Here is a 16482-nt window from a genome sequence, read left to right on the forward strand (position 1 = left end):
TTCTTCCGGGAATCCATTCTTTTATAATAGCACACTTAATTATTTAACGCAAATTTTTTTGAAATTCTTCTTTCCTTTTTTCAGAACGATACCGTCCTCGCCGAAGGCTGCTTTTTCTACGGCATATTTCGGATCTGTAATTTTCTCACCATCTACGGATACACCGCCCTGCTCTACGGCACGGCGTCCTTCGTTTCTGGTCTTTGCAAGCTCTGCTTTGACAAGAAGGGTTACGATATCGATTTTATCGTCCGTGAAATCCTCTGCAGAAATTTCACTGGTCGGCATATGCTCGGAGCTTCCGATAGAGAATACGGCACGTGCGCCTTCCTGCGCTTTCTTTGCTTCTTCCTCGCCGTGTACCATGGAAGTCAGCTCGTAAGCCAGAATCTCTTTTGCCTCGTTCAGCTTGCTTCCTTCCCAGGAATCCATCTCGTCGATCTGCTCCAGCGGCAGGAAGGTCAGCATACGGATACATTTTAAGACGTCGGCATCGTCCACGTTTCTCCAGTACTGGTAGAAATCGAACGGGCTGGTCTTGTTCGGGTCAAGCCATACAGCGTTTCCTGCGGTTTTGCCCATCTTCTTGCCCTGGGAATCGGTCAGAAGAGTGATGGTCATCGCATACGCATCTTTTCCAAGTTTACGACGGATCAGTTCGGTTCCTCCCAGCATGTTGGACCACTGGTCATCGCCGCCGAACTGCATATTGCATCCGTATTTCTGGAACATGTGATAGAAGTCGTAGCTCTGCATAATCATGTAGTTGAACTCCAGGAAGGAAAGACCTTTTTCCATACGCTGTTTGTAGCACTCTGCACGGAGCATGTTGTTGACGCTGAAGCATGCACCTACCTCACGGAGCAGTTCTACATAGTTCAGGTTCAGCAGCCAGTCTGCGTTGTTGAGCATCATAGCTTTTCCCTCGCCGAACTCGATGAAACGCTCCATCTGACGTTTGAAGCACTCTGCGTTGTGGTCGATCTCCTCGCGGGTCAGCATTTTTCTCATATCGGTTCTTCCGGACGGATCACCGATCATGGTGGTGCCGCCGCCGATCAGGGCGATCGGTTTGTTTCCTGCCATCTGCATCCGTTTCATCAGGGTCAGTGCCATGAAGTGACCTGCGGTCAGACTGTCTGCGGTGCAGTCGAATCCGATATAGAACGTTGCTTTTCCATTGTTTACCAGGTCTCTGATTTCATCTTCGTCGGTTACCTGTGCCAGAAGGCCTCTGGCGATCAGTTCGTCATAAATCTGCATTTTGTTTTTCTCCTTTTTTCGGTTGACTTTCGGGTATGTGTTACCGTCTGGGACCAAAGTTTTTTTATACAAAAAGACTCCCGTCCTTTCCGATTCAAAGGACGAGAGCCCGTATCTCCCGTGTTACCACCTTACTTCACAGATGTCTCGCGGCATCTGCCTTTGTCGGTATCCAAAATTTTGAATACCCTGACGCTGTAACGTTCGTCTCTTACGTCGCAGCCTACTAAAAACATGCTTCCCTTTCGTTCCGCTTTTCGTTTTATTCGGTGCGCGGCTCCGGGATGTATTCGAATCGTACAGAACCTGCATGCGCCTCTCATCTGCCGGCTGCTTTCTGTCCGCGTTTTTGTACGTCTACTTGTTCCCTTCCAAGCCTTTTTCCATGTTCCATAGTATAAACGGTGATTCGAAATCTGTCAAGACTTCTGCCTTCCGTTTTTTCATCCATTTTTAATATCCGCGGTCCTGATCCATCATATACAGGAGCGCGTTGCAGATGCACGCCGCGATATTGCTGCCGCCTTTTCGTCCGCGTGCCACGATATACGGGATATTGGTCTGCATAATCAGTTCTTTGGACTGTACCACATTGACAAAGCCGACCGGAACTCCGATGATCAGCGCCGGTTTTATTTTTCCTTCCCCGATCAGTTCATAGAGACGGACCAGTGCCGTCGGCGCATTTCCAACTGCAATAATCAGCTTTTTATCCAGCTCCGCCGCTTTTTCCATGCAGGCTGCCGCGCGGGTGCTTCCGGTTTCTTTTGCTCTTGCCGCAACATCTTCGTCTGACATAAAGCAGAGCGCTTCACCGCCGTGGCGCGCAAGCACCTTTTTGTTGATGCCGGATCTTGCCATCTGCGTATCCGTCACAATGCAGGCTCCCTCCCGGATCGCCTCGATGCCTTTTGCCACCGCATGCTCCGAAAAGCAGAGATTATCCGCATAATCAAAATCCGCACTTGTGTGGATACACCGCTTTACAACCAGTTCCTGATCCTCCGGAAACGTTCTTCCGTTTAATTCTTCCGTGATAATTTCAAAGCTTCTCTTTTCAATCTCGTGCGGGCTTACCTGCTCCAGTTCTATCTTCATCTTTATGCCCCTTCTTCCAGAATTTGATAAATCTTCTTCATGTCGAGATGCTCGCGCAGCGCATCTGCGAGAATATCGTACTGTGTCTCTTTGAATGTCTGGTAATCGACACCGTGAATCTGCTCCATGGCAATTCCCTTATTCTTTGCAAGTGCTTCCACGATCCGCTCGGCAACTTCTTCTTTGTCGAAAATGCCGTGCACATACGTACCGTACACATTTCCTCTCTGTGCACCGTCCAGCTTATCCGAATCAGCACGGTTCTGATCATCGATAAACGTGAATGCTTCTGTTCCTTCTTTCCGCACCGTTTCTCCCATATGGATTTCATAGCCCTCGATCCGGGTTCCCTCGATCCCGGCAAGAACGCCTTTTGTTTTTCCAAAAGCGCCCTCCGCGCGGGTTCTCGTCTTCTCACCGGCAAATACGGTATCCATCGGCAGGAGTCCCATTCCTTTGATCGTTCCGCCGGCTTCGACATGCAGCGGATCGCTCAGCGTATCTCCGAGCATCTGGAAGCCGCCGCAGACACCGAAAATTACTTTTCCGGCCGCAGCCGCCTTCAGTACGGCCGCTTCCAGACCATTCTGACGCATCCAGAGCAGATCCTCCATCGTGTTTTTCGTTCCCGGAAGCAGAATCATATCCGGATTTTTCAGTTCGGAGACAGAGCTTACGTAGCGGAGTGATACGCCTTCGATCCGCTCGAACGGGTTGAAATCGGTGAAGTTTGAAATACGCGGGAGACGGATGACCGCAAGGTCAATGAGACCGATCTCCTCTTTTCTGGTGAATCGCTCGGTCAGACTGTCCTCGTCTTCCACTTCGATGTGGAGATACGGCGCCACGCCGACCACCGGGATGTGTGTTTTTTCTTCCAGCATCACAACGCCCGGGTCCAGGATGGTTTTGTCCCCGCGGAATTTGTTGATAATCAGACCCTTGATGCGGTCGCGCTCATCCGGCTCTAAAAGCTCTACGGTACCGTAAAGCTGAGCAAAAACGCCGCCGCGGTCAATATCTCCGACGAGGAGCACCGGTGCATCCACAAGCTTTGCCATTCCCATATTGACGATATCATCGGCTTTCAGGTTGATCTCCGCCGGACTTCCGGCTCCCTCGATCACAATGATGTCATACTGTTCTTCCAGTGCATGGTACGCTTTCATGATGTCCGGGATCAGCTCTTTTTTGTGGGAAAAATATTCCCGCGCACTCATGTTTCCCAACACCTCACCGTTAACGATGACCTGTGAACCAGTATCATTCGTCGGCTTCAGCAGAATCGGATTCATCAGAACGGACGGTTCAATACCGGCCGCCTCCGCCTGCATAACCTGTGCACGACCCATTTCCAAGCCTTCTCTTGTAATAAACGAGTTCAGCGCCATATTCTGTGATTTGAACGGAGCCACACGGTATCCGTCCTGATGGAAAATCCGGCATAAGCCCGCCGCAAGCAGACTCTTTCCCGCATTTGACATCGTTCCCTGTATCATAATTACTTTTGCCATCGTTTCCCCTCCTAAAACCACTGCAGAATCTGTGAAACGGCTTCTGTCAGAATCTGGTTTTCTTCGTGTGTACGCACTGCCGCCCGGTAATATCCGTCGGTAAGGCCCGGGTAGTTGGAACAGTCGCGGATCAGAATGCCGCCTTTTTCCAGCCGTGCGGCAAGGCCTTTCGGTCCCTCAAAGAACAGATAATTTGCGCAGGAATCCCATACGGTAAGACCTGCTTTTTCCAGTTCTGCTTTCATCCAGGCGCGTTCTTTTCCGATCAGTTCCCGTGCTTCTTTGACATAAGCATCCTCGTTCAGTGCGGCAAGGCCTGCCATCTGCGCCGGAATCGAAACATTCCACGACTGCATGCTGCGGCTGATCCGATCCAGCAGATCCTCGTCGCTGCAGAGCAGATAGCCAAGACGCAGGCCCGGCATTGCGTAAATCTTTGTGAACGCACGCAGAATCAGCAGATTCGGATATTCGTCCAGTTTTCCCTGCATCGTCACTTTTTCCGGCTCCGGCAGAAATTCTATGAAACACTCATCCAGCACCAGATAGATGTTACGCTCCCGGCAGTTATCCAGGATCTTTAAAAGAAGCTCCTGCGGAATCGTAAGGCCGGTCGGATTATTTGGATTACATAAAAAGACAAGCTCCAGATCGTCGGTCAGATCCTCGCAGAAATCGTCCTGTAAAAGAAAGCCTTTTTCCTTTTGCAGCGGATACATACGGATAAAACACCCTGCCGCTGAAAGTGCTGCTTCATACTCTGCAAATCCCGGCGCTGCAATCAGCGCTTTTTTCGGGCGGAGAGCCTGTGTCAGGGCAAAAATAAGCTCCGCGGCGCCGTTTGCAAACAGGATATTTTCTTCTGGAAGCTGCTCCTTTTCCGACAGTGCCCGGGTCAGGTCCCGGCACAGTGCGTCAGGATACTGTTCCACCGATTCCGCGCTCTTTCTCACCGCCTCTTTCACACTTTCCGGGGCTCCAAGAGGATTGACATTCACAGAAAAATCGACTCTGCATTTTTTCGTGTAAATGTCTCCTCCATGTGGATTTTGTCTCATACCATATGCCTTCCTTTCTCTTTTCCGTTGTGTTTCTATCTTCTCTTTTTACAGAAATAAAAAGAGCGCGCGGATTCCCGCAAAGAACACCAGTCCGAGGAACGAGGTCAGATACATCAGATGATTTGCTCTTTTGATATCTTCCGCCTCGACCGGGCGGATGTCATCGCCGATCGTTGGTTTCTTTACGACTTTGCCGAAATACACGGCATCTCCGGCAAGCTGTACTTCCAGCGCCCCTGCCATAACTGCTTCTGTCTGCGCAGAATTTGGGCTGGCGTGGCAGTAACGGTCGCGTTTGTAAATTTTTTCTGCATTTTTCCAGTTCATGCGCTCGCATGCAGACGCAAGAATCATCAGCCATGCGCTGATTCTCGCCGGTATGTAATTGACGACATCGTCCAGCTTTGCCGCACACCGTCCAAAATACAGATATTTGTCATTTTTGTATCCCACCATGGAATCCATGGTATTGATGGACTTATACAGAAAGCCCAATGCCGGTCCGCCGATGGCAAGAAAGAGGAGCGGTGCAATGACACCGTCCGACGTATTCTCCGCGATCGTTTCCACGGCAGCTTTCGTCACTCCTGTTTCCGAAAGATTTTCCGTATCACGTCCTACGATCATGGAAACCGCATAGCGCGCCCCCGGAAGATCGTTTTCTTTTAATTTCTGATAGACCTTCATGCTCTCATCCTTCAGGCATTTCGTTGCCGGAATCTGCCAGCACCAGAGAACCTCCAGAAGGAAGCCGATGACCGGATGAATTTTAAATGCCGCAAAAAGCAGCAGTGCCGGAACACCGTATCCCGCCAGACAGACGAGGAGCACGAGAAAAACTCCTCCGGCAAGCTCTCCCTTTGGCGTTTTCGGAAATACCTTCCGCAGCCATTTTTCCAGCAGGGAAATGAGATTTCCGATCACACGGATCGGATGGTACAAAAAGGAGGGATCTCCAAGCAGCAGGTCCAATCCATAGCCCACAATCAGGGCTGCTAATGCTGTTTTCATCTTGTTTTCTCCTGTTCTTTCCGGTAAGAGACACACTGCTCCAGAAATTCCAGTGCGAGGTGCGGACTTGCCATATAGTAAAGATGCGGGAATCCCGCCATCATCCGTTTTGTCGCATGAATGCATTCCCAGTTCCGCTTCCGCAGCGGTTTTGCCGCATGCCATGCACTTCCGCAGTCTGTGCTGTCAAAGTAATGGAACTCATGGCCGCGCACCGGATTTCCGCCGTTCCGAAAGGTATCCTTCGTGTTTGGCGTGAGGGTGATATAGCCGAATCTTCCCAGCTTTTTTGTCCGGTAAACATTTCCCGGAACAGCCTGTACCATAGGATACACATTTCCATCCATATTCTCCATGGATTCTGACAGGTACATATAACCGCCGCATTCTGCAAGAACCGGCATTCCCTGACGGATGCTATCGCGGATCTTCGTTCTCATGGTCTGGTTTTCCGAAAGCTGTTCTGCGTGCAGCTCCGGGTAGCCGCCGCAGAACAGAAATCCGTCTGTATTCTTTGGCGGCTCTGCATCGGAAAGCGGCGAAAAATATTCGATTTTGGCTCCAAGTGACGCGAGAAGCTCCAGATTATCCCGATAAAAGAAACAGAATGCTTCATCCTTTGCAACGGCAAGAATCGGCTTCGCAGCACGCACCTTGGCGGCTGCTTCGCTTTCTGTCACCTTACGCAGGACTTCCGGCATTTTTCCCGAGAGCTCTTCTGCCCCTTCTGCAATCGCAAGAATTTTTTCAAAATCCAGTGTCTTCTGCAGTGTTTCCGCAAGCAGATTGACCTGCTCCTGCAGATTTTCCACTTCATCCGGCATCACAAGGCCGAGGTGGCGGCTTTCTAAGTGGCATTCCTTCAGTTCCGGCACAAAACCGACACAGGAAATGCCAAGTTCTTTTTCCGCCATCGGCGCGATCTCCCGGTACAGCATCTCTGACATCCGGTTAAAGATTACACCGGCGATCCGGCTGTCCTCTTTGTACTGCAGGTATCCCTTGATAAAGGCAAGCGCTGAAACACTCATGCCTTTGGCATCGACAACCAGAAGAACAGGTGTTTTTGTCATACCAGCGAGATCGTAAGCGCTACCTTTGGTGGAAATTCCGCCAAGGCCGTCGTAATATCCCATAACACCTTCCAATACGGAAATGTCATGACCCGCTGCATGTTTGCAGAACAGATACTGTGTTGTTTCTTCCTCTGTGAAAAACGGATCCAGATTACACGACGGGGCGCCGATTACCTGTTCGTGAAACATCGGATCGATATAATCCGGGCCGCACTTAAACGCAGCCGGCTGCTTTCCCATCTGCTGCAGTGCACGGAGCAGTCCGCAGGTGATCATCGTTTTCCCGCTTCCGCTCTTTCCTGCTGCCAGCATGATTCTTGGTGCTTTCATTCTTTAGCACCTCCCTGGGCTGTAAAGATATAAACCGGATTCTGGGCAATCATCAGATGGCTTCTTCCGGCCTTTTTCGCATTGGAAGCCTGCAGGCAGACGATTTCCGGCTCTTCAAACGCAAGTTCTTTGAAATACGATGCTGCCTCCGCTAATGTTTCCACGGTTACTGTATTTAATACCACGCGGATGTTCGGATTCTTCCGCAGGAGCAGTTCCAGAATCTCTTTTAAGTTTCCGGCAGACCCGCCGATAAATGCATGCGTCGGAACCGGGAGTTCTTCGAGTGCTTCCGGTGCAGTTCCCTCAATAATTTCCAGATGATCCACTGCAAATTTCTTTTTATTTTCCTGCAGAAGTGCAACGGCTGCCGGATTTTTTTCTATCGCATATACCTTTCCCTGTGCTGCACGAAGCGCCATCTCAATCGAAACAGAACCTGTGCCCGCTCCAATATCATAGACAACAGAATTCGAAGAAAGCTGCAGATGAGAAAGAGACGCATTGCGCACTTCCCGCTTGGTCATCGGTACTTTGTCACGCAGAAATACTTCATCTGCCATGCCGGCTGTAAACTCCGGTTCCGGATTCGGGTTTTCAAACAGAAGAACCGCAAGCGGAGCAAACTCCATTTTAGCAAGTTCGAATGGGGTTCCTGTCACAATCTGTTCTTCCGGATACGACAGATCCGTTCCCACATGCAGCACAATCTGCTCCCAGCCGTACGAACTTAACGTCTGGCAGATTTCCCTGACACTGCCCTTTCCGCCGGCGATCGCCAGAGTTTTCCGGTTTCGGCGGACCGTCTCCAGAAAGTTGCAGTGCTGTCCGTGCAGGCTCACAAATGCTGCATCCTCCCAGGACACTCCGATTTTGGCACAGAAATAAACCAGCGAAGAAATTCCCGGCTCTACACGGACAGAAAAATCCGCATCTTCCGCAAGGACGGCCTGAAGTTTCTTTGCTCCGCTGTAAAAGCCGACATCACCCGACTGCAGAAGAACAATCTTTTCATATTCCGGGTGCGCCTTCAGATACTCGTAAATCTTTTCCGGGCTGTATTCTGCAAGCATTGGCTTCTGATATTTTTCTACTGCTTTTGTCATGCGTCCCGCACCGATCAGCACATCCGCCTGCTCACACGCGTCTACGAGCGCCAGCGTCATCTGTGCTTCTGCACCAGGTCCGATTCCGGCGATCACGACGTCCCGTTTCACGGACAGATCAAATTTTTCAACGAGATACCGCTTGACCTCGTCCTCCGAGAGTCCTTCTTCCTCTTTCGGACGGCCGATCAGAACGACACGGACACCGGCCTTTTTTGCTGCCTCAATTTTTTCTTCAAAGCCGCCGTTTCTTCCGGATTCCTTCGTTACCATCCATTCGGCATGGAACGACTGCAGCATCGCAACGTTCATGTCCATAGAAAACGGTCCCTGCATGCCTATGGTGTGTGCGGCATCAAATCCAAGCTCCGCGCAGGATGCAATTACGCCTGGCAGCGGCAGCACCCGGGCATACACACGGTTTTTATAATCCGGAAGCTCTGCAAATTTTGCGAGTTCCTTGCTTCCTGTCGTCACCAGAATATTTCCTTCTGTTCCCGCCAGATACGATACCGCTTCTTCTGTCGTATCGACCATGACGCAGGATGGATCTGCCGCAAGCGACGGCCGCAGCAGCCGAAGGTACGTTTTTCCTGCTTTTTCACATGCGGACCGGATATTTTCCGACACAAGATCGGCATACGGATGAGTTGCATCGATAACCATTTCCGGCTGTTCTTCGCCAAAAAGCTGTTCCATCTCTTCTTCTGTCATTCTTCCGCTTCGAACCGTCAGGGCACCGCCCTCCTCGATCCGGCACTTGCCGTATTCTGTCGCCGTACAGGCAAGGGATGCAATCTCATACTTCTTCAGAAAACTGCAGATCTCCCGGCCTTCCGTCGTTCCGGCAAAGACGATTACTTTATTCATAGCGATATCCCCTCGGCGTTACCATGTGATCCCGTATTTCCTTTGTCTGACTGTTTCCGATAAATACCGTCGTAAACATATCCACTTTTGTATTGCGAAGTTCTGCAAGCGTCATGGTCCGGCTCGTCTCCCCATCTCTTCCGATCTGGCTTACGATTCCGCAGACGGTTTCCGGCGCTTTGTAACGAAGCATCAGATCACACGCTTTTTCCAGATAATCCGCTCTCTTATGGCTTCCCGGGTTATAAAGACAGATGACAAAATCCGCTTCCGATGCCAGCAGAAGACGTTTTTCAATTTTCTCCCACGGTGTCAGAAGATCGCTCAGGCTGATCAGGGCGAAATCGTGGATCAACGGTGCACCAAGAACGGCAGCGCCTCCCGTTGCGGCGGTCACGCCTGGAATTACCTTAATTTCAATATCAGGCCATTCTTCCGAAAGCTCATACATCAGACCTGCCATACCGTAAACGCCGGCATCTCCGCTGCAGATCATAGCAACCTGTTTTCCCTCTGCCGCAGTTTCAAATGCCAGACGGCAGCGCTCCACCTCTTTCCGCATCGGCGTCGTCAGAAATTCTTTTCCTGCAAAATGTTCTTTTACCAGATCCACATAGACGGTATAGCCGATGATCACATCGCAGTTCCGCAGCGCATCCGCCGCCTCGATCGTCATTTTTTCATATGCTCCGGGGCCGATGCCCACGACAAAAATTGTACTCAAAATACTGCCCTCCAGTCCGCCGCAGCCAGTGCAACTGTTACACCGTCCGCTGCCTCTTTTTTCTTTATCAGTCTGCCGCCGGCGAGAACTGCGCTGCGCTCACAGACATTGTCAATTCCTGTAATCTTCTTCACAAACGGAGACGACGTAAATTCCCCCTCCGCCGTTTCCAGTTCTTCTGCAGAAAAGGTCCGGTACTGCCAGCCATACTTTTCCACCAGCTGCAGAATTCCCGGCTCCTGCGCTTTCAGATCAATACTTGCCGCCTGTCGAACTGCTTTTTGAGAAATCCCGGCCGCCGCAAGTGCCGCAAGAACCTTTTCTTCAATCCGGCCGGCCGGTGTATTCTTCTTACAGCCGATGCCGACGGTGATCACCTTCGGGATCAGGTGAAGTGTTCTCTCATATGGCGAATCCTCTTCCGATGTGGTAATGCAGATTCCCATCGACGGTTTTGCCGCCTCTTCCGGGATCAGTTCCTCCGGTTTTGTTCCCTCCACCGGAAAACGGCTGCAGAATCCAACCGTTTTTCCGTCCACCAGAAGCGCCGCTGCCTCTTTTGCCAGCTCCATCTCACAAATTTCACAATGATTTTTTACAGCAAAGACATCGACCGCAAACTTGTGATTGACATCCGTTGCCGTTGTAATGACCGGAACCGCACCCGTTACAGCTGCAACTTCTTCCGTCAGCTCGTTTGCCCCGCCGATATGGCCGGAAAGTAATGAAATCACGAACTTTCCCTGTTCATCCATACACAGAACCGCCGGATCTGTCTTTTTACTTTTCACGTACGGTGCAATACTGCGCACCGCAATCCCGCACGCCCCGATAAACAAAATCGCATCCATTTCCTGAAACATGCGCTCTGTCCATGCAGGAAGCGACGGTGCAATCGCAGGAATTCCCGCTTCTTTCCCGTACTTTTCCAGTGCATATCCTTCACAGCTGTGTTTTTTCAGTGCCGCACAGAGTTTTTGATTCCAGACGCATCCGTTTCTTGTAAAACTTGCTATGGCTATTTTCATCTTATTTTTCTGCCTCTCGGAATTCGGTGGTAAACGCCGGATTGTACAGATCACTTCTGCGGTAATTTCCCTGGGAAACGGCATTTCCAATGATCATCAGCGCTGTCTTGGTGATCTGGTTCTTTTTCGCGGTCTCGGCAAGTGTTCCAACGGTGCAGACAAACGTCTTTTCCTCCGGCCAGGTTGCTTTGTATACGATCGCTGCCGGAGTATCTGCCGTATAGCCGCCTGCAATCAGCTCACGGGAAAGTTCCTCTAAGAGTCCCGTGCTTAAGAATACAACCATCGTTGCCTGATGTGCCGCAAAGGACGCAATGCTCTCCCGCTCCGGAACCGGTGTTCTTCCTGCCATTCTGGTGATGACAACACTCTGGGAGATATCCGGCAGCGTATATTCCATTTCAAGGGCAGCAGCCGCTCCGCAGAAAGAGCTGACACCCGGACAGTCATCGTGAGCGATTCCAAGGGCATCGAGCGCATCAATCTGTTCGCGGATTGCACCGTACAGGCACGGATCTCCCGTGTGGAGTCTTGCCACAGTCTGGCCTTTGCTTTCGGCCTCTTTCATAACATCAATCACCTGCTCCAGCGTCATGGTTGCACTGTTATATACCACACAGCCCTCTTTTTTCAGATCCAGCAGTGCCGGATTGACAAGAGAACCTGCATAAATGATAATGTCCGCCTCGCCAAGCAGCTTCTGTCCTCTTACCGTAATCAGATCCGGGGCTCCAGGGCCCGCTCCAATAAAATGTACCATCTATTTTTTCCTCTTTTCTTTTACAATAATCAGTGAATAGTAACTTGCCTGGTCCGGAATTTCTTCCGCGCTGAAATACTTCTGTTCCGTATCCATGCCGCAGTTTTCTACCATCACCGCCCGGCAGTTCTTTTCCTTCAGGAACTGTTTCACAGCCGGCATCTTTTTACCCGCTTTCATCAGAACCTTTGTTCCTGAAAGTTCCAGTGCATCTTCAATCTGGTAAGACGCCGGAATCACATGCAGTTCTTCGGAATTTTCCACCAGTCCCTCGGAAAGAGATGCTGCTGCCGCGCAGAACGATGTAACACCGCTTACAATTCTCGCATCGTAACCGTCTTCCAGTACCCGTCTGTGTACATAAAGGTAGGTAGAATACACGGTTGGATCTCCGAGTGTCAGAAATACTACGTTTTTTCCTGCATCCAGCAGCTCCTCTATTTTTTCTGCACCGCGCCGGTGATTTTCCTCCAGTTCTTTGGCATTCTTTGTCATCGGCATTGGAATAGCAACGAGCTCTTTTTCTGCCAGTTCCGGCACTGCCTGAACGGCAATCTGGTAGGCAATGCTCTCTTTTGGTTTCTCTCCTGGTACTGCAATCGTATCATTTTCACGGATCAGACGGACAGCCTTTAACGTCATAAGCTCCGGGTCTCCCGGTCCGATTCCTGTTCCAAATAAAATTCCTGTCATTTTGTTTTTACTCTTTTCTGTTTTCTTTTTCTTCCTGCTCCCGCAGGCGCTCCAGAAGTTCTCCCGCTCCCGGGGTTTCCCCGAGCAGGCCCTCATTGCTTGAAAAAACAATCGCCTCCGTCTGCACTCTGCCCTCAATATGGTAATTCATGTAAAAAGCAATTTTTTCTGTCACTTTTTCCATGGTCTCTTTCAGGCATCCTGCTTCCTTTAAAATCTGCACCGCTTCTTCCGTCGTTCCGGTCTCCAGCAGTTTTTTTGCCAGTGCAAGATCCGCCCCTGCACGCACCGCCTGCGCCGCAAGAAGCTCCGCACGGCAGTCTGCCTCGTGGGAATGGGTATTCATAATTCCGCCGGACACCTTGACAAATTTTCCAAGATGTGCCACAAAAAGGATGGCGTCAAAGCCGAGCTCAGCTGCAAATTCCAGTGTTTTTCCAACGTAATTACTGCACTTAACGGAATGGTCTGCACGGACCCACGGATACGTTTTTAAGAAGTCCTGTCCGTAATTTCCCGGTGTCACCAGAAGGACGCGGTCACCCTGTGCTTTCCGCATTTCCATCTCGACGCGGATCGTGGAAATCAGCGCCTCCTCGCTCATCGGCACTACAATCCCGCTCGTTCCAAGGATTGAAATGCCGCCGGTGATGCCAAGTCTCGGATTGAACGTATGCTTTGCCAGCTCTTCCCCTTCCGGTACGGAGATGACAACCTGCAGTGCACGGAAATCATCGAGTTTTTTCTGAATCTCCTCCACATTCTCGCGGATCATCTGGCGCGGTACATGGTTGATCGCCGCGTTTCCGACCGGCTGATCCAGCCCCGGCTTTGTCACACGCCCGACGCCGAATCCTCCATCGATTACAATTCCCTCTTCTGTTCCAAACGTCACTTCCGCGTAAATCAATGCTTTATCTGTCACATCCGGATCATCCCCGCCGTCTTTTCGGACGGCACAGCTTACTTTTTCGGCACTTCTCCGGATATCCAGCAATTCCAGATTCAGAACAATGCCCTTTGGCGTATGGATTTTCACTTCCTGTATTTCTTTCCCGGAAAGCAGCATAAACGCCGCTCCCCGTGCTGCCGCTGCAGCGCATGAACCCGTCGTATATCCCATGCGGAGTTTCTTGCTGCCGCGCATAATATATGCATCTTCCAAGCCTGTCCTGCTCATGTTTTTCTCCTTAACAGATCCGGCGGTTTTTCTGCCGGATCACGCGATCTGTTTTATCATAACACACAATGAAAAAATGCTGAACCATTTTCGCATATTTTTTCAAAAAAGATCTATTTTTCCCGGCTGTTTTTCTATCTCAGAAACTTATTCTTTTCCCAGCTTCCTGTTGTTTCAAACTCCGCAGCTCTTCTTTCTGCCTGTTTTACAATTTTTTCATCAATTCCCATATTTCCAAGCAGCGCAATCGCATTCTTTCCTCTTGCCGGCCCCTGTTCCAGGCGATACGGGAAGGAAATACTCTGCGCGGTAATCTGCTCTTCAAAATGATAATTGGTGTAGAGATCTTCCAGCAGATACGTCAGTTCAGTATCATGTGTTGCTGCAAGACAGAGCACATTTGCACGGCGCAGGGCAGCAAGCACACTCTCTGACGCTGCAATCCGCTCCATCGTGTTTGTTCCCCGCAGCACCTCATCAATGACGCACAGAAGCGGTGTTTTTTCACGGCTTGCCTCCAGAATCCGTTTTAAAGATTTTACTTCCACAACAAAGTAACTCTCTCCCTGTGCCAGATTATCGCGGAGTGCCATGGATGTCATGATCCGGCACACAACACCGCGGTACCGCTTCGAAAGACTCGTGTTCAGTGCCTGTGCCAGAATCGCATTCACTGCCATGTTTTTCATAAATGTAGATTTTCCCGACGCATTTGAGCCGGTCAGCAGAATTCCGCCCTCCGCATACAGACTGTTTGCCACCGGATGTGTCAGAAGCGGATGATAAAGCTCCTCCACATCGATCCGGCAGCCCGCCTTTTTCTCATCCAGGAATTCCGGCCGGCAGTAATACGAAAGGCTCTCCCGGTACGATGCTGCAGACAGTGCAAAGTCCAAGAGTCCAAGATCCTCTGCCATCTGCAGAATCGCTTTTTCATACGATTTCACCCCGGAAACAACCGAAGAATACTCGATCAGATCCAGCAGAAAGAACGTGTGAAAGTATGCAAAAATCATGCTTGCTGCACCGCCCTGCGATTCTTTCGTATTCACAAGTGTTCTGCATTTTCTTGTAATCGGACGGAGTTGTTTTTCCTGTTCTTCCAGACGCTTCTGATACATTTCCAGTCCGGAAATTTTTTCTTTTCCAAGTTCCCTGGCTGTCCGTTGCAGCCGCAGGATACAGCCAAACGCTTTTAATGCGCTCTCCAGCTTTTTGCTCTCCCTTCCATGCATCAGTCCGTTGCCGACCATAGAAGCAAACAGAACAGCCACACCCAGCGGAGGCAGTACAAACAGCAGTCCAATTCCAAGCACAGCAATACCGGCCATCAGAAGATATTTCCCCTTCTCTCCCGGCTCCGCCTCCATCAGTACGGCTATTTCTTCTGTCGGCGGATTCATCTTTTCTTTTCCCATCAAAAGAAGTGCTTTCTGCACTGCTTCTCTGGCTTTTTGGTTCTCTGCAAAAAGCTTCATCAGCCGTTCCCGCTCTTCCCTGATTTCCGTTGTTGTGACCGGCATCCGAAGCGCTGTGTACAGATATTCTTCCCCGCACACCGACACTGTGTGGTCAACTGTGTCAAAAACCGCATCGAGATCCAGGTCATTCCAGGTAATCGCGTCCACGCAGAAGTTTTCCCCTGCTTTTCGTCTCAGACACGCTTCCAGTTTTTCTTTCTTTTCCCGTGCCGTCCGTTTCTCCTGCTTTTTTCCCCATTTCTTCCGCAGTTGTACCAGCTTCTTTTCCTGTTCATTTCTGTTATTCTGTACCATCCAAACTCCCAGCAGTATCAGAACCACAAAAATTCCTGCTGCCGTGTACAGTTCTTTCATGTCTTATCGCCATCCTTTTTCCTGCTCTGTATCATAAGTCTTTTGATTCTGTCTTATTCTAGCACAGAACCCTCTTCCCTTCCAGATTTTGTTGCAAAAATCATCTCCACCGCCGCATGTACAGCCAGTCTCTGTGAACTGCTGCCGTCACCAATGCAGGTGGAAAGGGTAAGTATCTTTTGAACTTCCTTTTCCTCACCGCTGCCAAAGATAATGCTGTTTTCTTTTCTTTCCTGTACCCATGCATTCCAGTCCGCATCGCTCCATGCTCCCAGCCGGTAAACATCACTTTTGGCATCCGTCTCCTCCACACTCCAAATACGGCACCGCCATGCTTCACCCGGCAAATACAGGTACAAATACGGAAATTCCTGTTCCCACGACGCTTCACGATACTTTTTCAATTCTCCGAACATCGTTCCATCCCGCATATTATGCCCATATAAAATCGTGTGACGTTCAGAAAAATCCTCCGGGGTATCACGCGGTGCAAAAATACTGCCGTAAATCCGCTCCCTGCAAAACGCATCGTGTGTCAGATAATATGCGTCATCCTGCCCGCGCGCAACCGGAACATCCACCTCGCAGCCCGGAACCCAGAGCCACGCGCAGATTTCTCTATTTTTTGATCGAAGTCCTGTAAAATCAACCGTCCGAAACAGATTTTGATCTGTACTGCCCGGTTCCTGCTCCTGCACTTCTTCGCTTTTTTCGTTTTCCTCTTTGTTCTCTTCTTTTTCTTCTCTGACATACATCTGCACCGCTTCTTCCTGTTCTTTTCGAATCTGCCGGCTTACCCGAATCTGCGGCAGATACCAGAAAAAAAGCGCCGCCAATGTCAGAACTGCAATCCCTCTTCTTTTTCTGCTGATTTTTTCTCTCTCCATTTTGTTTTCATTCCACCACCCGAACCGATGGTGGAATGTTTTTCCG

Annotated in this window: 14 protein-coding genes; all 14 read right to left on the reverse strand. The window is 50.2% G+C overall.

Annotated elements, in window-relative coordinates; all coding sequences use genetic code 11:
• Positions 1-39: 39 nt before the first annotated feature.
• The 14 genes from tyrS to ACY2VT_RS01145 all read right to left on the reverse strand — a co-directional run bounded on the left by tyrS (position 40) and on the right by ACY2VT_RS01145 (position 16436).
• Positions 40-1263, reverse strand: a complete 1224-nt coding sequence (gene tyrS / locus ACY2VT_RS01080) for a tyrosine--tRNA ligase (RefSeq protein WP_461878580.1) — start codon at positions 1261-1263, stop codon at positions 40-42.
• Between the two features lie 453 nt (positions 1264-1716).
• The gene (locus ACY2VT_RS01085) at positions 1717-2361 is read right to left on the reverse strand and encodes a precorrin-8X methylmutase (RefSeq protein WP_055218068.1); all 645 of its coding nucleotides are present in this window, start codon (positions 2359-2361) and stop codon (positions 1717-1719) included.
• A 2-nt stretch (positions 2362-2363) separates the two neighbouring features.
• Positions 2364-3875 carry a cobyric acid synthase gene (locus ACY2VT_RS01090; protein ID WP_461878581.1) on the reverse strand — a complete coding sequence of 504 codons (1512 nt, stop codon included), beginning with the start codon at positions 3873-3875 and terminating at the stop codon, positions 2364-2366.
• Between the two features lie 11 nt (positions 3876-3886).
• Complete coding sequence (cobD, locus tag ACY2VT_RS01095; RefSeq protein WP_461878582.1) at positions 3887-4933, reverse strand: threonine-phosphate decarboxylase CobD; 1047 nt, start codon at positions 4931-4933, stop codon at positions 3887-3889.
• A gap of 48 nt (positions 4934-4981) precedes the next feature.
• Positions 4982-5947 (reverse strand): adenosylcobinamide-phosphate synthase CbiB, encoded by a 966-nt coding sequence (cbiB, locus tag ACY2VT_RS01100; RefSeq protein WP_461878583.1) that lies wholly within the window; start codon positions 5945-5947, stop codon positions 4982-4984.
• Positions 5944-7353 carry a cobyrinate a,c-diamide synthase gene (locus ACY2VT_RS01105; RefSeq protein ID WP_461878584.1) on the reverse strand — a complete coding sequence of 470 codons (1410 nt, stop codon included), beginning with the start codon at positions 7351-7353 and terminating at the stop codon, positions 5944-5946. The genes cbiB and ACY2VT_RS01105 overlap by 4 nt, the downstream gene beginning before the upstream one ends.
• A complete protein-coding gene (gene cobK / locus ACY2VT_RS01110; RefSeq protein WP_461878585.1) occupies positions 7350-9329 on the reverse strand; it encodes a precorrin-6A reductase in 1980 nt (659 codons plus the stop codon). Before cobK ends, ACY2VT_RS01105 begins: the two co-directional genes overlap by 4 nt.
• Positions 9322-10053: a precorrin-3B C(17)-methyltransferase gene (cobJ, locus tag ACY2VT_RS01115; RefSeq protein WP_022462307.1), complete on the reverse strand. Its 732-nt coding sequence runs from the start codon at positions 10051-10053 to the stop codon at positions 9322-9324. Before cobJ ends, cobK begins: the two co-directional genes overlap by 8 nt.
• Positions 10050-11081, reverse strand: a complete 1032-nt coding sequence (locus ACY2VT_RS01120; protein WP_461878586.1) for a cobalt-precorrin 5A hydrolase — start codon at positions 11079-11081, stop codon at positions 10050-10052. The genes cobJ and ACY2VT_RS01120 overlap by 4 nt, the downstream gene beginning before the upstream one ends.
• Before the next feature lies 1 nt (position 11082).
• Positions 11083-11841, reverse strand: a complete 759-nt coding sequence (gene cobM, locus ACY2VT_RS01125; protein WP_022462305.1) for a precorrin-4 C(11)-methyltransferase — start codon at positions 11839-11841, stop codon at positions 11083-11085.
• Positions 11842-12534 (reverse strand): precorrin-2 C(20)-methyltransferase, encoded by a 693-nt coding sequence (gene cobI / locus ACY2VT_RS01130; RefSeq protein WP_461873089.1) that lies wholly within the window; start codon positions 12532-12534, stop codon positions 11842-11844.
• Positions 12535-12541: 7 nt separating this feature from the next.
• Entirely contained in the window at positions 12542-13714 is a 1173-nt protein-coding gene (gene cbiD, locus ACY2VT_RS01135) for a cobalt-precorrin-5B (C(1))-methyltransferase CbiD (RefSeq protein WP_461873090.1), read from the reverse strand.
• 134 nt (positions 13715-13848) lie between these two features.
• Positions 13849-15549 (reverse strand): MutS-related protein, encoded by a 1701-nt coding sequence (locus tag ACY2VT_RS01140; protein ID WP_461878587.1) that lies wholly within the window; start codon positions 15547-15549, stop codon positions 13849-13851.
• Positions 15550-15602: 53 nt separating this feature from the next.
• A complete protein-coding gene (locus ACY2VT_RS01145; RefSeq protein ID WP_461878588.1) occupies positions 15603-16436 on the reverse strand; it encodes a class B sortase in 834 nt (277 codons plus the stop codon).
• Between the last annotated feature and the right edge of the window lie 46 nt (positions 16437-16482).

Origin of the sequence: Fusicatenibacter sp. (assembly GCF_050872605.1) — a bacterium.
In the GTDB taxonomy this organism is placed as follows: Bacteria; Bacillota; Clostridia; order Lachnospirales; family Lachnospiraceae; genus Fusicatenibacter.